This window comes from Henriciella barbarensis (assembly GCF_003576345.1).
In the GTDB taxonomy this organism is placed as follows: domain Bacteria; phylum Pseudomonadota; class Alphaproteobacteria; order Caulobacterales; family Hyphomonadaceae; genus Henriciella; species Henriciella barbarensis.
In genome coordinates this window covers 99,730-120,045 of record NZ_QWGB01000003.1, presented here as the reverse complement: position 1 = coordinate 120,045, position 20,316 = coordinate 99,730, and the positions used below count along the sequence as shown (strand labels likewise).

20 protein-coding genes are annotated in these 20,316 nt (G+C 57.9%); 15 read left to right on the top strand and 5 right to left on the bottom strand.

The window, feature by feature from the left end; all coding sequences use genetic code 11:
• Positions 1 to 7 precede the first annotated feature (7 nt).
• Genes D1224_RS00970 through D1224_RS00960 form a run of 3 tightly spaced genes read right to left on the bottom strand, consistent with a single transcriptional unit; the run spans position 8 to position 3,902 of the window.
• On the bottom strand, positions 8 to 577 hold the full coding sequence (locus D1224_RS00970; protein ID WP_119378073.1) for an anthranilate synthase component II: 570 nt from the start codon (positions 575 to 577) through the stop codon (positions 8 to 10).
• Complete coding sequence (gene trpE / locus D1224_RS00965) at positions 574 to 2,004, bottom strand: anthranilate synthase component I (protein ID WP_119378072.1); 1,431 nt, start codon at positions 2,002 to 2,004, stop codon at positions 574 to 576. The genes D1224_RS00970 and trpE overlap by 4 nt, the downstream gene beginning before the upstream one ends.
• Positions 2,001 to 3,902, bottom strand: coding sequence for a peptidylprolyl isomerase (locus D1224_RS00960; protein ID WP_119378071.1), 1,902 nt, complete (start codon positions 3,900 to 3,902; stop codon positions 2,001 to 2,003). The genes trpE and D1224_RS00960 overlap by 4 nt, the downstream gene beginning before the upstream one ends.
• 87 nt (positions 3,903 to 3,989) lie before the next feature.
• Here D1224_RS00960 and tpiA point away from each other — a divergent pair, with 87 nt between their 5' ends.
• The 15 genes from tpiA to D1224_RS00885 all read left to right on the top strand — a co-directional run bounded on the left by tpiA (position 3,990) and on the right by D1224_RS00885 (position 17,742).
• Entirely contained in the window at positions 3,990 to 4,745 is a 756-nt protein-coding gene (tpiA, locus tag D1224_RS00955) for a triose-phosphate isomerase (protein ID WP_119378070.1), read from the top strand.
• 67 nt (positions 4,746 to 4,812) lie between these two features.
• Positions 4,813 to 5,322: a preprotein translocase subunit SecG gene (secG, locus tag D1224_RS00950; RefSeq protein WP_119378069.1), complete on the top strand. Its 510-nt coding sequence runs from the start codon at positions 4,813 to 4,815 to the stop codon at positions 5,320 to 5,322.
• 59 nt (positions 5,323 to 5,381) lie between these two features.
• Positions 5,382 to 7,016: a CTP synthase gene (locus tag D1224_RS00945; RefSeq protein ID WP_119378068.1), complete on the top strand. Its 1,635-nt coding sequence runs from the start codon at positions 5,382 to 5,384 to the stop codon at positions 7,014 to 7,016.
• Between the two features lie 86 nt (positions 7,017 to 7,102).
• Entirely contained in the window at positions 7,103 to 7,282 is a 180-nt protein-coding gene (gene rpmF / locus D1224_RS00940) for a 50S ribosomal protein L32 (protein ID WP_119378067.1), read from the top strand.
• A 111-nt stretch (positions 7,283 to 7,393) separates the two neighbouring features.
• The gene (gene eno, locus D1224_RS00935) at positions 7,394 to 8,668 is read left to right on the top strand and encodes a phosphopyruvate hydratase (RefSeq protein ID WP_119378066.1); all 1,275 of its coding nucleotides are present in this window, start codon (positions 7,394 to 7,396) and stop codon (positions 8,666 to 8,668) included.
• A 68-nt stretch (positions 8,669 to 8,736) separates the two neighbouring features.
• A complete protein-coding gene (locus tag D1224_RS00930) occupies positions 8,737 to 9,036 on the top strand; it encodes an FtsB family cell division protein (protein ID WP_119378065.1) in 300 nt (99 codons plus the stop codon).
• 69 nt (positions 9,037 to 9,105) lie between these two features.
• The gene (gene pdhA, locus D1224_RS00925; RefSeq protein WP_119378064.1) at positions 9,106 to 10,125 is read left to right on the top strand and encodes a pyruvate dehydrogenase (acetyl-transferring) E1 component subunit alpha; all 1,020 of its coding nucleotides are present in this window, start codon (positions 9,106 to 9,108) and stop codon (positions 10,123 to 10,125) included.
• The gene (locus D1224_RS00920; RefSeq protein ID WP_119378063.1) at positions 10,125 to 11,519 is read left to right on the top strand and encodes a pyruvate dehydrogenase complex E1 component subunit beta; all 1,395 of its coding nucleotides are present in this window, start codon (positions 10,125 to 10,127) and stop codon (positions 11,517 to 11,519) included. The genes pdhA and D1224_RS00920 overlap by 1 nt, the downstream gene beginning before the upstream one ends.
• Entirely contained in the window at positions 11,509 to 11,832 is a 324-nt protein-coding gene (locus D1224_RS00915) for a DUF5076 domain-containing protein (protein ID WP_119378062.1), read from the top strand. The genes D1224_RS00920 and D1224_RS00915 overlap by 11 nt, the downstream gene beginning before the upstream one ends.
• Entirely contained in the window at positions 11,832 to 13,283 is a 1,452-nt protein-coding gene (locus tag D1224_RS00910; RefSeq protein WP_119378061.1) for a pyruvate dehydrogenase complex dihydrolipoamide acetyltransferase, read from the top strand. The genes D1224_RS00915 and D1224_RS00910 overlap by 1 nt, the downstream gene beginning before the upstream one ends.
• Before the next feature lie 15 nt (positions 13,284 to 13,298).
• Entirely contained in the window at positions 13,299 to 14,708 is a 1,410-nt protein-coding gene (gene lpdA / locus D1224_RS00905; protein ID WP_119378060.1) for a dihydrolipoyl dehydrogenase, read from the top strand.
• Between the two features lie 76 nt (positions 14,709 to 14,784).
• Positions 14,785 to 15,519 carry a ligase-associated DNA damage response endonuclease PdeM gene (gene pdeM / locus D1224_RS00900; protein ID WP_119378130.1) on the top strand — a complete coding sequence of 245 codons (735 nt, stop codon included), beginning with the start codon at positions 14,785 to 14,787 and terminating at the stop codon, positions 15,517 to 15,519.
• A gap of 46 nt (positions 15,520 to 15,565) precedes the next feature.
• Complete coding sequence (locus D1224_RS00895) at positions 15,566 to 16,402, top strand: mechanosensitive ion channel family protein (RefSeq protein WP_119378059.1); 837 nt, start codon at positions 15,566 to 15,568, stop codon at positions 16,400 to 16,402.
• 27 nt (positions 16,403 to 16,429) lie between these two features.
• Positions 16,430 to 16,795 carry a DUF6460 domain-containing protein gene (locus D1224_RS00890; RefSeq protein WP_119378058.1) on the top strand — a complete coding sequence of 122 codons (366 nt, stop codon included), beginning with the start codon at positions 16,430 to 16,432 and terminating at the stop codon, positions 16,793 to 16,795.
• Positions 16,796 to 16,839: 44 nt separating this feature from the next.
• Positions 16,840 to 17,742, top strand: a complete 903-nt coding sequence (locus D1224_RS00885; protein ID WP_119378057.1) for an SDR family oxidoreductase — start codon at positions 16,840 to 16,842, stop codon at positions 17,740 to 17,742.
• On the opposite strand, the gene D1224_RS00880 is transcribed toward D1224_RS00885, so the two are convergent.
• Both D1224_RS00880 and D1224_RS00875 read right to left on the bottom strand, forming a co-directional pair.
• Positions 17,739 to 18,734, bottom strand: a complete 996-nt coding sequence (locus D1224_RS00880) for an alpha-L-glutamate ligase-like protein (protein WP_119378056.1) — start codon at positions 18,732 to 18,734, stop codon at positions 17,739 to 17,741. The genes D1224_RS00885 and D1224_RS00880 overlap by 4 nt on opposite strands.
• A complete protein-coding gene (locus D1224_RS00875) occupies positions 18,731 to 20,302 on the bottom strand; it encodes a UUP1 family membrane protein (RefSeq protein WP_119378055.1) in 1,572 nt (523 codons plus the stop codon). Before D1224_RS00875 ends, D1224_RS00880 begins: the two co-directional genes overlap by 4 nt.
• Positions 20,303 to 20,316: the final 14 nt, after the last annotated feature.

Genomic DNA, 20,316 nt, shown 5'->3' with positions numbered 1-20,316 from the left:
TGACTACCTATTTCGTAAGCGCGACGAAATTCTCGATCAATTCGTGACCGTATTCGGTACGGATTGACTCTGGGTGGAATTGAACACCGTAGACCGGCTTGTCGCTATGATGGACGGCCATGATCTCACCGTCCTCTGTCCACGCATCCGCAATAAGCGTCTCAGGGAGCCTGTCTCTCGGGATCGCCAGTGAATGGTAGCGAACAACGTCATACGTTTCGGGCAGACCCTTGAAGAGTCCGGTCTGCGTTGTACGGATTGTCGAAACCTTGCCATGCAGGATTGCGCCTGCCTGCACGACGGGTTCTCCATAGGCGTCGCCGATGGACTGATGGCCAAGGCAAACGCCAAGAATGGGAAGGTTATCTGGCGCCTGCTTGATGAAATTAACGCAGATGCCCGCTTCACGCGGCGAGCAAGGGCCTGGCGACAGGATCACGCCTGTGGGCTTCAGAGCCAAAGCTTCGTCAACGGTCAGCTCGTCATTTCGCACGACTTTCGTGGTCGCGCCTGCCTGCTCGACATAGTGGACCAGATTCCAGGTGAAGCTGTCATAATTGTCGATGACGAGAATCATTGGTCGAACTCATAGATGGCTGCGAGATCTGCAGCTCGCTTCAGGGCGCCAGCCTTGTGGACGGTTTCCTCGAACTCGTATTGCGGATCACTGTCCAGCACCACTCCGCCGCCTGCCTGCACATGGATCTGGCCGTCCTTCAGGACAGCAGTGCGCAGCGCAATGCAGGTATCCATGTCGCCATTCCAGCCGAAATAGCCGACGGCACCGCCATAGATACCGCGCCGGGACGTTTCGAGCTGATCGATAATTTGCATCGCACGAATTTTCGGGGCACCTGAAACGGTCCCCGCAGGCAGCCCAGCGAGAAGCGCATCGACGGCATCCAGTCCTTCGCGAAGGTTGCCTTCGACGTGGCTCACAATGTGCATGACGTGGCTGTAGCGTTCTACGATGAATTGTTCGCTGACTTCGACACTGCCATAGGCTGCGACACGGCCCACATCATTGCGGCCCAGATCGAGCAACATGAGATGCTCTGAGCATTCCTTCTGATCGGCGAGAAGGTCCGCAGCGCGGCGCGCATCTTCAACAGGGTCACCAGACCTTGGCCTGGTGCCTGCAATCGGCCGGATCGCAACTCGGCCATCACGAAGACGCACAAGAATCTCCGGGCTCGACCCGACAAGGCGAACGTCGCCCATGTTCATGTGAAACATGAAAGCTGACGGATTCAGCCTGCGAAGGGCCCTGTAGAGGCTGATAGACTGCCGTTTGAAGGGCGACGAAAAGCGTTGGCTCGGCACGATCTGGAATGTGTCGCCGGCCCGAGAATATTCGACCGCTTCGCGGACCATCTCGAAATAGCGTTCCTTGCTGGTGTTCGACGTGAATTCGAGCGCATCAGCAGCCTGACCGCGAGGAGAGATTGGCGCCGTCGCCTGAAGCTGTTGTTCGACACGGTCGAGCAGGGCGTTCGCGGAATTCTCATCACCTGACGCATGGCGCCCGATCAGAACAAGCTCCTGATAGAGATGGTCGAACACGATGACGACACCGGGGATGACCAGGACGCATTCAGCGACCTTCAGGTCGTCGCGCGCCTTGATCTCAACCGGCTCGACATACTGGATCATGTCATAGCCGATATAGCCAAAAGCGCCTGATGCCATTGGGGGCAGGCCGGGCTCGTCCGTTTCGGCTTTTGCCATCTCGACGAAGTGGCGCAGCGCGGCGACAGGCTCCATCTCCAACGTTTCGGGCGCGCTGAAGCTGGCATCGCTAGCCAGCTCTGCTTTGCCATCAAGAATGCGGAACCATTTTAGCGGTTCGACGCCGACGAAAGAATATCGCCCAAGGCGCTCTCCGCCATGGATTGATTCAAACAGAAATGAACCTGCTTGATCCGCACCAAGCTTCAGCATGGCTGAAACAGGCGTTTCGATATCGCCGATCCGCCGCCTTACAATCAGCTTGTCCCGGTTCATGTGTCCGGATTGACCCGGGCCTTGTAGGAGGCAATCGCGTTCTCGTTGACCTGCAGTTCTACGTCATCCTGGATGCCCGCAAGGAAAGCGCTGAACAGGTCATTGCCGATGGAGTCCTGAAGCTCCTGGGAAGCCGATATGGCGGCCTCGTCTGAAGCGAGGTCAATCCGATTGATCTCGACAAGCTGGATAAGCGCAACCGTATCACCAAGGCTAAGCGGCGCGTTGACGACATTACCTTCCTCGCGCAGCGAGAAGACTGCGCCCGCAAGCGCTGGCGGAATGCCGCTATCCGGCGACGGGTTGCGCGTAAAGAGAATATCTGGAGCCGAAAGCTGCGCTTCGTACTCAGTTGCGGCCTCTGCGAAGGTTGCTTCGCCGCTTTCGACGAGGTGTTTGACGGCATCTGCTGCCTCGGCCAGCGCGGTCGTGCGCCGTTGAGCTTCCAGGCCAGTGCGAAGGTCCTCACGAATGTCTTCAAGGTCCGGTGTAAACGGCTCGATGATCTCATCGACCCGAACGATGAAAGCACTTTCATCCTGTCCGAAACGGGACGTCTTGCCGCCTTCAGTAAGCTCAAATGCGCGCTGCAGAATTGCAGGGTCCTGTTGAAGAGCGCCGAGCTGGCGGCCCACACGGGTCGTGCCATTGCGCTCAACTGGCGCAAAACTCAGCACAGGCGTCCCCATATCCTCGCCGATTTCCTCAAGACCTGCACCGGTGCCAATCAGATTATCAAGGCGGGTAATCGAGTCGTAATAGAGGCCGACAGCCTGTTCGCGTGAAAGCGTATCGAAAATTTCCTGGCGCACGTCTTCAAATGGTTCAACCTCGCCCGGCGTGATGCTTTCAAGGCGAGCCACGGTATAGAAGCGACCGGATTCGACCGGTCCGAATATACCACCAATTGATGCGGTCGGGGCAAACAGCCGTTCTGCGAGCGACTCACTCGAAACGGACGTCTGAAGCCCTGATCGCTCGGTTGAGGAGACCAAGTCAGTAATCGTGGAAGCCTCCGCACCGCCGGCGATGCGGCCGAGTTGAGCTCTCGCAGCTTCTTCACTCGCGAACACAAATTCTGTCCAGGTACGCGTGTCAGGTCCAGCATATTCGCGGCTCTTGACGGACTCATAGTACGCGAGCAGCTCGTCCTCGGTGAATTCCGACTGGTTCAGAAAATCATCGACACTGAGTTGCAGCAGGCTGATGCGTCGGCGCTGCGGGTTTTCCAGTTCGTCACGCCGCTCGTCATAAAAGGCCGTGAGTTCCTCATCCGTGATGGGATCGGGGTCTGGGAGGTCGTCAAAGGTCAGGAAGAACCACTGCGCCTTGCGCTCTTCGTTCGCGAAGCCGGACTGCAAACGAACAATTGAATCCGGCGATTGCAGCGCAGCGCCAACAGAGCCCCTGATGCGACCAATGGAAAGGTCGCGCCGCAGGAAGCTTTCGAAGCTCGCTGGCGTGAAACCGCTCTGGCTCAGCAGCCCTCGGTATAGGACGGGGTCAAAGGACCCGGTATCGCTCTGAAACGCTTCGTCTTCACGAATGGTCTGAAGGACTGCCTCATCCGTTGCGCGAGCACCGATACTGTCGGCGTATGCGATCAGAGTGGTCTGGAAGAGCTCACGCTGGAAAATCTGGTCGACAATTCCACGTTCAGTAGCCTGCGCCTTGCTGATGGCGCGGCCGCGATCATCCGTGGCCGTGCGCAACTGGCGTTCAACTTCCCGATCAAATTGAGCTTCTGTCAGCTCGACATCACCCGCAGAGGCAAGGTTGTTGCCGATGCCACCTGAGAAGACATCTGTTACGCCCCACGCGCCCATGGCAACGATGATGAGGAGGAAGAGAAGCCCCGCCAGTTTGGAACGGAGCATGTTGCGGATCATGGTCAGCATATGCCGATAGCCTCGCCTATTACCTTGTAAGCAGCCGAACTGCTTGCTAGGCGAGCGCGCTGGGAGTTGCAAGAGATGGAGAGCGGCATGGTCAGGCCCTTGATTGCGGGTAACTGGAAAATGAATGGCCTGTCTGGGGACAGCGATACCATTTCGCAGATAGCGAGGGGCCTGGAAGGTCTGGATAACGTGGCTGATTGCCTCATCTGTCCGCCGGCGACCCTCATTTCGAAAGCCGCCGACACCGCATCGGGCACGCGCCTGACGGTCGGGGCACAGGATTGCCACGCCAACGTCTCCGGAGCGCATACAGGCGACGTCTCAGCGGAGATGATCGCTGACATCGGTGCGTCCCATGTCATCGTCGGACATTCCGAACGCCGCGCCGACCACGGCGAAAGCAATGAGGTCATCGCCGCCAAGGCGGAGGCAGCCTTTCGCGCCGGTCTTGTGCCGATTATCTGTATTGGCGAGACGCTTGATGAGCGTGAAGCGGGGCAGACGATCGAAGTCGTTTCATCTCAGCTGGCAGGGTCGATACCCGCGGGCGCTTTCGGCAAGGCCTTCGTTGTCGCCTATGAACCGGTCTGGGCAATTGGCACGGGCAAGGTCGCGTCAGTCGATCAGGTTGAGGAAGTGCACGACAAGATTCGCGAGATCCTTGGAGAGCGTTTTCCGGGTCAGGCGGATGAGACACCAATCCTCTATGGTGGTTCGATGAAACCCGGCAATGCTGCTGAACTTCTGGCTGCCAGCAATGTCGATGGGGGGCTCATTGGCGGAGCAAGCTTGAAAGCCGATGACTTTCTGGCCATCTACGGCGCTTGTGTCAGCGCAAAGTGAGCTTCAGGGCTTGGCCTTGGCGTCTGAAAAGCCTATCGGGCGCGATTGAGATATTCAAGGACGATCCATGACCGTTATTCTCGTCATTCACATTCTGGCAAGCCTCGTGCTGGTCGGTGTCGTACTCATGCAGCGCTCTGAAGGGGGCGCTCTTGGCGTAGGTGGTGGCGGCGGTGGCGCAGGCGGCGGCGGCCTGATGTCAGGACGCGGCGCAGCTGGCGCACTTGTTCGGACGACAATCATCTTTGGTGCGATATTCTTCATCACCAGTCTTGTGCTGACCACGATCACCACCCGTAATCTTGGTGACCAACGTACCGATGTCGAACGGGCGCTAGACGAGGAGTTTGGAGGTTCTGGAGCAGGCGGTTTCGACCTTGATGATCCGACGTCGCCGCTTCTGGATGATGATCCGGTTACCCTGCCGTCTCAGCAGGGCACTGATCCGGTTCTTACGGAAACGGAACAGGATACGAGCGATCCGCTCGCCGCTGACGTTCCGGCTGACATCACTGAGCCAAGTGGCGTCGAAACAGAGCAGGGCGAAGATACGGCTGACGCGCCGACGCAGCCCTAACGCAAAGCAACGTCATTGCGCGTGTGCGCCGTGACGCGAATCGGGCAAACTGACTTCCCATGATCCGCTACATTTTCATCACAGGCGGCGTGGTTTCCTCGCTGGGTAAAGGTATTGCTTCGGCGGCCATGGGCGCGCTGCTGCAGGCGCGCGGCTATAAGGTCCGGTTGCGAAAGCTTGATCCGTATCTGAACGTCGACCCTGGCACGATGTCGCCGCGCCAACACGGTGAAGTCTTCGTGACAGATGACGGCGCCGAAACTGATCTCGATCTTGGCCACTATGAACGCTTCACAGGCGTGTCAGCTCGCCAGTCGGACAACATCACGACCGGTCGAATCTACCAGTCCATCATTGAGAAAGAACGCCGCGGCGATTTTCTCGGCGCGACCATCCAAGTCATTCCCCACGTAACGGACGCCATCAAGGATTTCATCCTGTCCGATCCGGGCGAGGGCGTTGACTTCGTTCTCTGTGAGATTGGCGGCACGGTCGGGGACATTGAGGGCCTGCCATTTTTCGAAGCGATCCGTCAGGTTGGGCAGGAGCTCGGCCCCGAGCGCACCTGTTTCATTCACCTGACCTTGCTGCCTTACATTCCTGCGGCCGGCGAGATGAAGACAAAGCCGACGCAGCACTCGGTCAAGGAGCTGCGCTCCATCGGCATCCAGCCACAAATCCTGCTTTGCCGGTGTGACCGCCCGATTCCCGAAAACGAGAAGGGCAAGATCGCCAGCTTCTGTAATGTGCGCCCATCAAGCGTGATTGAAGCGCGCGATGTCGGCCATATCTATGACGTGCCGGCAGCTTACCACGCCGAAGGGCTCGATACTGAAGTCTTGTGGCACTTCAGGATCAATGACGCGCCTCTGCCGGATCTCTCCCGGTGGAACGGCATCGCCAACACCATCCACAATCCGGATGGAGAAGTCTGCATCGGCCTCGTCGGCAAATACACGGATGTACCTGACGCCTATAAATCGGTGTCAGAAGCGCTGGTCCACGGCGGTCTGGCAAACAAGGTGCGCGTCCAAGTCCGGATGATCGATTCCGAGCAGTTTGATGACGAGCATCACCCGCTTGATATCCTTGACGGCGTGCATGGCGTGCTGCTGCCCGGTGGGTTCGGCGAACGCGGCGCGCGCGGCAAGATGCGAGCGGCGCGGTTCGCGCGTGAGAAGAATATCCCATGCTTTGGCATTTGTTACGGGATGCAGCTATCCGTGGTTGAGGCTGCTCGTCATCTGGCTGAGATCAAGGAAGCCTCGACCACTGAATTCGGGCCGACTGATGAACCTGTCGTGGGCCTCATCGAAGAGTGGACGAAGGGTAACCAGAAGATCACGCGGGATGAAACGACCGATAAGGGCGGCACGATGCGACTTGGTGCCTATCCGGCCTTACTGGAGCCCGGAAGCAAGGTTGCTGAGATCTACGGCACGACCGAAATTTCAGAACGTCACCGTCACCGCTATGAGGTGAACCGTTCCTATATTGATCGCATGAAGGGGACGGGGGTTCGATTCTCCGGCATGTCGCCCGATGGGCTGTTGCCGGAGATTATCGAGCTGGATGATCATCCGTGGTTCATCGGGGTGCAATTCCACCCGGAACTGAAGTCGCGCCCGTTTGAGCCGCACCCGCTTTTCGCAAGCTTTATCGAGGCAGCCAAAGTGCAGTCGCGTCTTGTCTGACGGGTTGCATTTGGCGAGTCGCACGGATATACGCGCGGTTTGATTTTCACGCAGTGTTCGCACTGCACAGAAACTGGAACGACAAAATGGCAGTCCCTAAGCGAAAAACGACGCCGTCCAAGCGCAACATGCGCCGTGCGCACGACCGTCTGTCCGCCCCGACCTTCATCGAAGATGCTGATTCCGGCGAGCTTCGTCGTCCGCACCACATTGATCTGAAGACCGGTGTCTATCGCGGCCGCCAGATCCTTGAGCCAAAGGACTAACGCTACGCGCAGTCTTGCGCTGCGTGGTGACACAAAGTAACCGACATGGCGCCCCTGGGAGACCGGGGGCGTTGTCATATCTGCTGAAGACGTAAGAGAGAGTGCGCCCCAATGAGCGAAATCGTCGATATCTATGCCCGCCAGATCCTCGATAGCCGCGGCAACCCGACAGTCGAAGTCGATGTGACACTGGACGACGGCTCCACCGGCCGCGCCGCCGTTCCATCCGGCGCCTCAACCGGCGCCTATGAGGCTCATGAGCTTCGCGACGGCGGGAAGGATTATGGCGGCAAGGGCGTCAATCAGGCCGTCGATGCCGTCAATGGTGAGATCAATGACGAGCTTGTCGGCCTCGACGCGACAGAGCAGCGCCTGATCGACGGTCTGATGATCGAACTCGACGGCACGGACAACAAGAAGCGCCTCGGCGCGAATTCGATTCTCGGCGTCTCTATGGCTGTTGCCAAGGCCGCTGCAGAGAGCTGTGGCCTGCCACTCTACCGCTATATTGGCGGGTCGAACGCGCGTATCCTGCCAACCCCGATGATGAACATCATCAATGGCGGTGAGCACGCGAACAATCCGATCGATATCCAGGAATTCATGATCATGCCTGTCGCAGCTGACAGTATCGCTCATGCGGTGCAGGTAGGATCGGAAGTCTTCCAGTCGCTGAAGAAGCTGCTGCACGCGGACGGTTTCAACACCGCGGTTGGCGATGAGGGCGGTTTTGCGCCGGACATCTCCTCTACCGAAGCTGCCATCGACTACATCATGAAAGCCATTGAAAAGGCCGGCTATACGCCCGGTGATGAAGTTGCGCTTGCGCTCGATGCCGCCTCGACCGAGTTCTACAAGGACGGCAAGTACGTCCTGAAGGGCGAAAACAAGACGCTCGATGCGGCTGGGATGGCGCGCTACCTCGAGGATCTTGTTGATCGCTATCCGATCATCTCCATCGAAGACGGCATGGCCGAGGATGATTGGGAAGGCTGGGGCATCCTGACCGAAACCGTCGGCGACAAGTGCCAGCTCGTCGGTGATGACCTGTTCGTCACGAACCCCGAGCGCCTGGCCCAGGGTCTGGAGCGCGGCGCAGCTAACTCCATCCTCGTCAAAGTGAATCAGATCGGTACGCTGTCTGAAACCCTCGATGCTGTGGAACTCGCGCATCGCCATGCCTACACGGCCGTCATGTCCCACCGTTCCGGTGAGACGGAGGATTATACGATTGCGGACCTCGCGGTTGCGGTAAACTGTGGACAGATCAAGACCGGCTCACTGTCGCGTTCTGATCGCCTGGCCAAGTACAACCAGCTGATCCGTATTGAAGAAGAGCTTGGCGCGACAGCGCTCTATGCGGGCCGTACGCTCATCAACGCGTAGGTCGCTTAAGACTAAATTTACCCAAATGGATTCCTCTGCCGATTCGCTTGTTGGCAGAGGTTTTTCCCATGGCTCCCAAATACGCAGCTGCAGGCATCTCCGCGCTGATCGCTTATTTCGCCTATCACGCCTTCGCGGGCGAGCAGGGCCTTGGGCGCTGGACTGATTTGCAGCAGGAATTATCCGAGAAAGAGGCTGAACTCGACGCAATCACCGCGGCGAATGACGTGCTGCGCCGGGACATTGCGCGCCTGACACCGGGGCGGGTCGATCCGGATCTCGTTGAAATCATGGCGCGCGAAGACCTGAATCTGGTCTACGCCGATGAGATTATTATCATAAATGACAGCTCCGGGGCTGCATTTTGACATAGGTGCTAAAACTGGACGAAGACCTGCTTCGGGGTACATAAAGGTAGCTTGATCAAGGGAGGCCTCATGGCCAAATCGCCGTCCAGAAGCAAGACTTCCAAATCTCCACCAAAGCTGCAGCGCGACGAAGCGCTTAAATACTATCGCGACATGCTGTTGATCCGCCGGTTCGAAGAACGGGCTGGCCAGCTTTATGGCATGGGTAAGATTGCCGGGTTCTGTCACCTTTACATTGGGCAAGAAGCTGTCGTTACCGGCATGCAGGCCTGCCTGAAAGAAGGCGACCAGATCGTTACGGGTTACCGCGACCACGGACATATGCTCGCCTGCGACATGGACCCGAAAGGCGTCATGGCTGAGCTGACAGGCCGCAAGGACGGCTACTCGAAGGGCAAGGGCGGCTCGATGCACATGTTCTCGCGGGAGAAGAATTTCTTCGGCGGGCACGGCATTGTCGGCGCACAGGTGCCCATCGGTACGGGGCTTGGCTTCTCCAACAAGTATCGCGGCACGGACAATATCTGCGTGACCTATTTTGGCGACGGCGCGGCCAACCAGGGCCAGGTCTATGAGAGCTTCAATATGGCGTCCCTGTGGGACCTGCCCGTCGTGTATGTGATCGAAAACAACCAGTATGCCATGGGCACGAGCGTTGCGCGCGCATCGGCTGAAACCGAGCTGTTCAAACGCGGTATCTCGTTCGAGATCGAGGGCGAGGAAGTTGATGGCATGGACGTTTACGCCGTGAAGGCGGCAGGCGAGAAGGCCGTCAAATATGCGCGGTCCGGTAAGGGGCCGTACATCCTCGAAATGAAGACCTATCGCTATCGCGGCCACTCCATGTCGGACCCGGCAAAATACCGCAAGCGCGAAGAGGTCGACGATATTCGAACCCATCACGATCCGATTGATGGCCTGAAAGGGCGAATCCTGGAGCAGGAAATTGCGACCGAGGAAGAGCTCAAGGATCTCGACAAAAAGATCAGGGAACTCGTGAAGGAGGCGGCGGATTTCTCTCTGGATAGTCCTGTGCCGGACCCGGAAGAGCTCTGGACGGATGTGTTGCGTGAAGTGGAGTCAGCCTGATGGCTATTGATGTTCTGATGCCGGCTCTGTCGCCGACCATGGAAGAGGGCACGCTCGCGCGCTGGCTCAAAAAAGAAGGCGACGAGATTTCGTCTGGCGACGTTATCGCCGAGATTGAGACCGACAAGGCAACGATGGAAGTCGAAGCCGTTGATGAAGGCACACTTGCCAAGATCCTCGTTCCCGAAGGTTCTGAGAATGTGAAGGTCAATGCGGTCATCGCGCGTCTCGCTGAAGAAGGCGAAAGCGTCGACGACGTGGATGACACGCCTGCGGGCGACGAGGCCACGGAGTCAAAAGCGCAGACCGAAGCTAAAGATGCCCCGGCCACCGAAGGCGACGGTGCGTCGGCGCCGCCGCAGCCTGATGAAGACGCGCTGACCGATCCTGACGTTCCTGAAGGTACGAACTTCGTAGACACGAGCGTCCGCGATGCGTTGCGTGATGCTATGGCCGAGGAAATGCGCCGTGACGAAACAGTTTTCGTCATGGGCGAGGAAGTCGCAGAGTATCAGGGCGCCTACAAGGTGACACGCGAGCTCCTTCAGGAATTCGGTGACAAGCGCGTTGTCGATACACCGATTACCGAGCACGGCTTTGCCGGTCTTGGCGTCGGTGCGGCCTTTGGCGGTCTTCGCCCGATCGTTGAATTCATGACTTTTAATTTCGCCATGCAGGCGATTGACCAGATCATCAACTCGGCGGCTAAGACGCTATATATGTCCGGCGGACAGATGGGTTGCCCGATTGTGTTCCGTGGCCCGAATGGCGCTGCATCCCGCGTCGGCGCGCAGCACAGCCAGGACTACAGCAACTGGTATGCGCATGTGCCCGGCCTGAAAGTCGTCGCGCCCTACGACGCGGCTGACGCAAAAGGCCTTCTGAAAGCAGCTATCCGCGATCCAAACCCGGTTGTCTTCCTAGAGCATGAGCTGCTCTATGGCGAAAGTTTCCCGGTTCCGGATGTTGAGGATTATGTTCTGCCAATCGGCAAGGCGCGTGTGCGCCGGACGGGTAGCGACGTGACGCTTGTTGCCCATTCGCGGATGGTTGGATTTGCGCTTCAGGCGGCTGAAAAGCTGGCCGAGGAAGGCATCGACGCAGAGGTTGTCGACCTGCGTTCGCTTCGCCCGCTCGATACGGATACGGTTATCGAAAGCGTGAAGAAGACCAACCGGGTCGTCACATGCGAGGAGGGCTGGCGTTTCATGGGTGTCGGCGCTGAAATCTGCGCGACGGTGGTGAACGAAGCGTTCGATTACCTCGATGCGCCTCCAACTCGCGTGCATCAAAAAGATGTGCCGCTTCCGTACGCGGCAAACCTCGAAGCCATGAGCCTTCCGGGCACGGCGGATATCATCAAGGCGGCCAAGCAGGTGTGTTATGTCAAGTGATCACAAAGAACTCTCCAAGCCCGGCACGATCCAGCAGGACGCCTTTGCGCAGGAAATGATCCGGTTCTGGATTTCTAACAATCAGGACCATGTTAGCCTGAAAGTTGGAGCCACGGGCGATCCGGAGAAAGAGCCGCCTATGTGGGGCTTCATGCTCGCGGACATTGCCAAACATGTGACCCGCGTGCTGCGCGAAGAAAACCCTGACGGTCCATCCGCGCAGGAGATCATGGAGCAAATCCTTGGCGGCATCGGTGAACGGCTTCGTCATGCGCCGGATCTCACGGGTACGACGATCAAGGGCAGGAACTGATGGCCATCAATATTACTATGCCCGCACTTTCTCCGACCATGGAGGAAGGTACGCTGGCCCGCTGGATGGTGAAGCCGGGCGATACAATCTCTTCCGGCGATGTCATCGCAGAGATTGAAACCGACAAGGCAACGATGGAAGTCGAAGCCGTCGATGAAGGCACCATTGCTAAGATCGTCGTTGAAGCCGGCACGGAAGGCGTGAAGGTCAATTCGGTGATCGCCGTGCTCGCTGAAGAGGGCGAAGACCCGGACGATGTGGAAGAGCCCGAAGCGGAGGCCTCTGGCGGCGTAGATGAAGACGACGACGCTTCTGAAGGCGACAAGAACGAGGAGGCTGAAAAGCCTTCCAAGTCAAAAGAAAAAAAGGCGTCCGACGAAAAGCCCGAGGAGAGCGATGCCGAGCGCACGACCTCCAAGGGTGAAAGCGCCCAGAAGCCGCGCGAGGCAGAAGGCAAGGACCTGCGCAAGGAGCTGGAAGGCACCACGTCAAAGCTTGCCGATGTTGGCAGTGGCAAGGATCGCATAAAGGCAAGTCCGCTAGCTCGGCGGATCGCGGCGCTGCGCGATATCGACCTCTCCACGCTTCAGGGTTCCGGCCCACGCGGACGAATCGTGAAGGCTGACGTCGAAGGCGCAGAGCCTGGCAAGAAGCAGGCAGCTTCCGAAAAGAAGGCGGACGACGCGCCGGCCGAAACGCCGAAGGCAGCGCCTGATGGTCTCATACTGCCACAGGTTCTCGACGACCGCGTCTACGACCCTGAGAGCTATGAGCTGAAACCGCTCGACGGCATGCGCAAGACGGTCGCCAAGCGCCTGACGCAAAGCTTCATGCAGGTGCCGCACTTCCCGCTTAACGTCGACATCAAGCTCGATAAGCTTCTCGCTTCGCGTGCTGATATTAATGAGGCAGCGCCTGAAGGCGTGAAGATCTCGGTCAATGACATGCTGATCAAGGCTTCGGCCCTGGCCCTGATGTCAGAGCCAGATTGCAATGCAAGCTTCACCGACAAGGGCATCGCCTACCACAAGTCGGCTCATGTCTCGGTGGCAGTCGCCATTGATGGCGGCCTCATCACGCCGGTGATTCGAGATGCGCAGACTAAGGGGCTCGCGACCATCTCGCGCGAGATGAAAGACCTTGCTACGCGCGCACGGGAGCGGAAGTTGAAGCCGCAGGAATATTCCGGCGGCACCTTCTCCATCTCCAATCTCGGCATGTTCGGCATCAAGTCTTTCGGCTCGATCATCAATCAGCCAGAAGGCATGATCCTATCGGTGGGGGCTGGGGAAAAGCGTCCTGTCGTCGATGAAGCCGGTGAAATTGTGCCAGCGACCGTCATGACGGTCACGCTATCATGTGATCACCGCGTTATTGGTGGGGCTGAAGGCGCGAAATGGCTCGCCACCTTCAAGCGCTATGTCGAACACCCCCAAAGCATGCTGCTTTAGAACTGGAGGCCAAGAATGGCTGACTATGATCTCATCGTCATCGGCTCCGGCCCTGGCGGCTATGTTGCCGCGATCCGCGCAAGCCAGCTTGGCATGAAGACAGCGATCGTCGAGCGCGAAAGCCTGGGCGGTATCTGTCTCAACTGGGGCTGTATCCCGACCAAGGCACTGCTGCGCTCCGCGGAGGTCCTCCATTACGCGAACAATGCCAAGGATTTCGGCTTGAAAATCGACAAGGCGGATTTCGACCTAGAGGCTGTCGTGAAGCGGTCGCGCGGCGTTGCAAAGCAGCTTTCATCCGGCGTCAGCCATCTGATGAAGAAAAACAAGATCGACGTCATCATGGGCGAAGCCTCCCTCAAGAAGGGCAAGCCCGCGCCGACAGTTTCGGTGAAAGACAAGGACGGAAAGTCTAAGGAATACAAAGCGAAGAATGTCATTCTTGCGACGGGGGCTCGGGCCCGCGCCATTCCTCAGGCTGGGCTTGAGCCGGATGGCGACCTCATCTGGACCTATCGCGAAGCGATGGTGCCGAAGGAAACGCCGAAGAAGCTTCTCGTGATCGGCTCAGGTGCGATCGGGATCGAGTTCGCAAGCTTCTACAATGAGCTTGGAAGCGATGTGACTGTCGTTGAGGCCGTGGACCGGATCCTGCCAGTTGAAGACGAGGAGATATCTGGCCTCGCTCGCAAGCAGTTCGAAAAGCAGGGCATCAAGTTCCGCACGGGCGCGCAGGTCAAATCGCTGAAGAAGGCGAACGGCAAGGTAACGGCCGATATTTCGTCTGGCGATAAGACCGAGAAACTTGAGGTCGACCGGGTGATCCTGGCAATCGGCATAGTCGGTAATGTTGAAGGACTTGGGCTCGAAGAGCTCGGTGTGAAGATCGAGAAGACCCACGTTCTGGTCGACGGCTTTGGCCGCACGGGCGTCGATGGCCTCTATGCGATTGGTGACCTTACGGGCGCGCCATGGCTGGCGCACAAGGCCAGCCATGAAGGCGTCATGTGCGTTGAGGGCATAGCAGGCGCTGAGGATGCTCATGCTTTCGACGCCTGGAATGTGCCTGGCTGTACCTATTCGCACCCTCAGATTGCCAGCGTCGGCATGACTGAAGCCCAAGCAAAGGAAGCTGGCCATAAGGTCAAGGTCGGAAAGTTCCCGTTCATCGGGAATGGTAAGGCGATTGCGCTTGGTGCTGCTGAGGGGCTCGTCAAGACGATTTTCGATGCGGAGACTGGCGAACTGCTCGGCGCGCATATGATCGGCGCAGAGGTGACCGAGCTCATTCAGGGTTATGTCATCGCGCGCGAAGGCGAGCTTACCGAAGAAACACTGATGCATACCGTCTTCCCGCACCCGACCCTGTCAGAGATGATGCATGAGAGCGTGCTCGCTTCGCAGGGGCGCGTTCTGCACATGTAGCAAAGAAAGCCCGGCGTGCAGCCGGACGGTTCTTGGCAAATTGACCTTGGAGGCGGCGCCCGGCATGTTTCTGCACATGTCGGCACCCCTCAGAAACACCGCCTATACACTGCAGCTGCACCATCGCGGTGAGCTGATGACGCCGCTTGCACAGGGGGGCCTCTGGTGGGAAGCGCGCCGGACGCTGATCGTTTCTGACCTGCACTTCGAGAAGGGATCCAGCTTCGCAAGGCGCGGCCAGCTCCTGCCGCCTTACGACACCAGTGTGACGCTGAAAGTGGTCGAAGCGTTGGTCGACGAATTCGCGCCTGACTGTGTTGTTTCGCTCGGAGACAGCTTTCACGACCCGGCTGCAGAAGCGCGGCTTTCCCCCGCTGAACGCCTGCGTATACGCGCCCTGACCGCGCGGACAGACTGGGTCTGGGTTGAAGGAAACCACGATCCGGATCCTCCGGCGCATCTGGGCGGACGCGGTGCGAAGACGTTCCGGTTGGGCGACTGCGTCTTTCGCCACGAACCAACCGGGGAGACCGGCGAGATATCAGGACACCTCCACCCCGTCGCACGCGTGGCCGGACGGGGCAGGGCCATGCGCCGCAAATGCTTCATCACTGACGGGCACCGTCTGATAATGCCATCCATGGGCGCTTATACAGGCGGGCTGAACATCCTGGACGACGCGGTTACACGCCACTTCGCAGACGGCTGGATAGCCTTCGCGGCAGGGGAGAAGCAGGTTCACATGATTGACCGGAAGCTTCTTGCGCAAGATCACCCAGCTTCTGCTAATGGACGGCGCTGGCGTTTGTAATCTCAGGATTTTGTCCTAGCTGAGGCTGTGGCAAAAAGAGGTCTACATGGAACAGCTAGAGAATATCGATTTTAACGCGCTTATGGCTGAATATTGGCCGGTACTGGTTAGCGGAGCTCTTAAAGTGCTCGGCGCGCTGGTTGTCCTTGTTATTGGGCTGCGGATCGCAGGGTGGCTCTCAAACCTCGTCCGTAAGCAGACGACCAAGCGCGCCGGTGTAGATGAAACGCTGGGTGCGTTCTTCGGGTCTCTGGTCCGCTGGTTTGTCACAGCCGCGGTAATCATCGCCTCGCTGCAAGTCTTTGGCGTTCAGGCGACCAGCTTCGTTGCCGTCCTTGGTGCGCTCACCCTTGCTATCGGCCTGTCTCTGCAGGGCGCTCTGGGTAATATCGCATCGGGCGTAATGATCATGCTGTTCCGCCCGTACAAGAATGGTGACTTTGTCGAGATCGCCGGTCAGGTTGGTACGGTGAAGGAAATCAACCTGTTCCAAACCATCCTCGCGACGTTGGACAATGTGAAGATCATCATTCCGAACACCGAAGCCATCGATGGCGTGATCAAGAATTATTCCGGCTACGATACCCGCCGCTGCGATATCGTTTTCGGCATCGACTATGATGACGACATGGACAAGGCACTGGGCATAATCCAGACGCTTGTCGACGCTGATGAACGTGTCTTCCGTGATCCCGAGCCATTCGTGAAGGTAACCAATCTTGGCGATAGTTCTGTCGACATCACGTGCCGTCTGTGGTGCGCCGCGACGGACCTCTGGGACCTCAAATTCGCTATCACCAAGAAGGTGAAGGAAGAGTTCGATGCGCAGGGTATTTCCATTCCCTATCCGCATCGCACACTGGTCCAGAAAGTGGCGAGCTAGCCCCGCAATCAGGAAAGTATTGAGGCAATGGCAGACACAGGCCCGGTGGAAGCGCCGGTCGTCACCAAAATTGGAGAGCCGGGGGGCAACGGCCCCACAGCTTCCAAGCCTCGACGCTCGCTGCAAAGACGCCTGTTTTCCGTTGGCCCGATTCAGGTCGCTGGACTGGTCGCGGCGAGCGTACTCCTTGGCATGTTCTTGCTTTCGCTTGATCTTGACCCGACCAGCGACAATCTGAATTTCAGAGGCGCGGTCTGGGGCGTCATCCAGAGCCTGTACAATTGCATTCTTTGGCTGCTTAGTACGCTCTGGAAGCCATTCCTTGCCGGTGCGGCAATCGTGGTGCCGGCGTTTCTTTTGTGGCGCCTAGCGAGTTTGCCCTTTCGAAAATAGCTTCGCGAACTAAGCTCTCCTGAGACGATAAAGGGAGACTATTCGTGGATATAGACAAGCTGATGTTCAAGCCGGGCCTCATGGATGGCGAACGGGTGCTCGTAACCGGCGGCGGCACCGGTCTCGGCAAGGAAATGGCGGAAGGCTTTTTGAAGCTTGGCGCTGAAGTTCACATCTGTGGGCGCCGCGGCAAAGTTTGTGAGGACACAGCGGAAGAGCTGATGTCCAGCCATGGTGGAAAAGTCGTTCCGCACGCGTGCGATATCCGGGTGGCAGAAGCCATTACAGACATGAACGATGCTATCTGGTCAAAACACGGTTCGCTGACCGGTCTGGTGAACAACGCGGCTGGTAACTTCATTTCGCGGACAGAAGACCTCTCGATTCGCGGCTTCGACGCGATCTCGAACATCGTCTTTCGCGGCAGCTTTTACATGACCCACGATATCGGCAAACGCTGGATTACGCAGAAGCAGCGCGGGAATGTAACGTCCATCCTTACGACATGGGTCTGGAATGGCGGCCCATTCGTGGTCCCGTCTGCAATGTCCAAGGCTGCGGTAAACACCATGACGCAGAGCCTGGCCGTCGAATGGGGTCGCTATGGTCTTCGCTTCAATGCGATTGCGCCAGGCCCATTTCCGACCGAAGGCATGTCCAAGCGGCTTTCACCTGAGACAGAAGGTGGCGAGAGCCGCGATTCAAGCGCAGCGAACCCGATGGGCCGCGTTGGCGATATGCATGAACTTGTGAACCTGGCCGTCTTCCTAATGGCGCCTGGCGCAGAATATGTGAACGGCCAGACGATTGCGATTGATGGTGCGATGTACAACGCATCGGGCGGCAATTTCGCCCAGCTGACGCAATGGGGCGATGAGGAGTGGAAAGCTGCGCGCGACGCGATTGAAGCTCAAAATAACAAGGACAAGGCGGCGCGCACGGTTTAGTGGCGGCGCATCTCTTCACCTGGGGCGAGAAATCGCTCCAGGGATTCTCCGTTCCAGTTGGCGTGGGCGATCTCGATCCGCTGATGTACATCTTCCGGTACCGATGGGAGCTTGTGGATAGGTAGCAAAAGCGGGCGCAGGCCCCTGAGGTTAGCGGTCTGAATTGCGATACCCGGGCGGGCATTCAGTTCGAGGAGAGTTGGCCCTTTGTGCTCGCAGATTACGATATCCACACCGACATAGCCCAGGCCAATATGGTGGCCGAGGCGGCTGGCGAGATCGAGTATCTCCGGCCAGGATGGCACCTGAAAGTCACGGACTGGAGTTTCGAAATCAGGATGAACATCCACCGAGTCATTGTGCTGAACGCCGCGCGTCGTAATGCCGGTCACCAGGTCGATGCCTGCGCCGATGCCACCCTGATGAAGATTGGCTTTCCCGTCAGACTCGGCGGTTGGAAGACGCAGCATCGCCATAACCGGTATGCCACGAAAAACAATCACGCGAACGTCAGGCACGCCCCCAAAAGCGAGCTTCGAAAATGCCGAATGTGGAACGAGGCGTTCTTCGACCATCACCTGATCTGAACCGTCCCCCATCGAGAACATACCGCTCAGCATATTGTTGAGATGGTAGCGGATGTCGGACCACAACATGATCTGGCCATTCATGCGGCGAAGTCCTGTTTTCGCTACACCGTTGAACACCATGATACCGCCGCCGCCTGATCCATTGGACGGCTTCACAACAAACGAGCGATGCTTTTCTGCGATCTTTTCGAGCAGGTTCATCTCGCCGCCATAACGTATTACGCCATACAGCTCCGGCACTGTCACGCCTGCTTCGATGGCAAGCTTCTTGGTGATGACCTTGTCGTCTACGAGAGGGTAGAAGCGCCTCGGATTATAAGCCGCGATGAAGTCCAGGTTCCGGCTGTTCATACCGAGCACGCCGGACCGAGCCAATTTGGATATCGGACCGAAACCGATCATGAGGTCTTGTCGCCTGCATTCGCCAGGACCTTGAAGCGGTAATACTCCGTCACTTTGTAACCAGTGTACCGGCCGAGCAGCAGCACGACAGCGAGCACGATGAGCAGCAGCTCAGGGAAGACAATTGCAAAGTGTTCAATGTATTCGCTGGTGAGGATATAATACGCCGGAATGGCACCGGCGAGCGATCCTAGCGCCTTCTTCATTGCTTCTGTCGCTCCGTCTTCTTCCCAGGTCAGCGACATGCGCTCGATGGTCATTGTTATAATGACAAGCGGGAAGAGTGAGATGGAGAGGCCGGTCTGGATACCCATCGCTTCACCCGCAAGCGCGATGAACATCATGACAAAAGTCACGATGATCAGGACTGCTGCGAGACGCGGGACCAGAAGCAATTGGAGCTGATTGAAGTAAGCGCGGAGCAGAAGGCCGACCGCCACGATACCGGTGAAGAGGGCGATACCGGTAAACAGTTGTGTCTCGCGGAATGCGAGCGCTATCAGCACGGGCATGAAGGTGCCGAAAGCGGGCATGCCGATGACCTGCTTAAGAATGACGATGATCAAGGCGCCTAACGGGATCAGCAGAAGCACGCGGAAGACGAGTTGAAGGTCAATCGGCAGACTGAGCAGGGACGTCGCGTTCACCCAGGGCGCAAATTCAGAGCCGCGCTCCATGGCACGGGACAGCTGGCTCTCGAAGTTCCGTGCCACCGACCAGGATACGCCGACACGATTGAAGCCATCACCGGCCACAATTGGTTGTCTGTCGTAGACGATGGGAAGGGTACGGGCATCGTTCAGGGGTTCCGCAGTGGTACCGTTCGCACTGACCCAGGTTTCACCCAACCAGTACTCTACCCACGTCGTAAGTGGTGCCTGGCGAGTGTCCGTGTCGAGAATAATGCCCTGAACATGCCGGGCCGGCGTACCCGCTGCGTTTAGCAAAAAAACGAGCCTGTCGGATGCATTCGAAATTTCAGGGGGACCACCTTCGATGATCGTCGAGATACGGTCTTCATCCTCGTCGGCGCTCAGGCGGGCCAACTGTGTAATGAAACTTCGCTCACCTGCCGACTTCTCAAGCGCTTCGGTGAGGATCGAATCCAGTGCGACCAAGAGCGGTGTCGCGTTCTCCTCAATCGCGCGGCGGCGTTCGGATCGACGGTAGTCAGATACTGCTTCAGGCGTGGGGCGGGCGTCATCGGCATAACGCTGATCAACAGCTATCAGCTTGGCACTGTAAAAAAGCACAGCGCTTCCGTCTTGCGCCCGGCGTTCAAAAACCGCCTGACGGCCAATTTCAGTTGTATCGGTTTCAACGCCAAAGCCTGAGGCAACGAAAGTCTCGTCGACAACAGTGAACTGGCCTTCGGAGTTTGGAAGGGCGAGACGAAGGGTAACCGGGTCGCCCCGCCCGCGGAATGAAACTTTCGCCTCAATTGTCCATGTATCGGAATCGAGATTCGGCACGACCGGAAAACCGAGGCGCGTGACCTTGTACGAGAATATGCCGAGCGCGGCCGCGATAAGCGCGCCCACGATAATCAGCAATTGAGTGCGTTTCAAAAATCAGCTCCGAG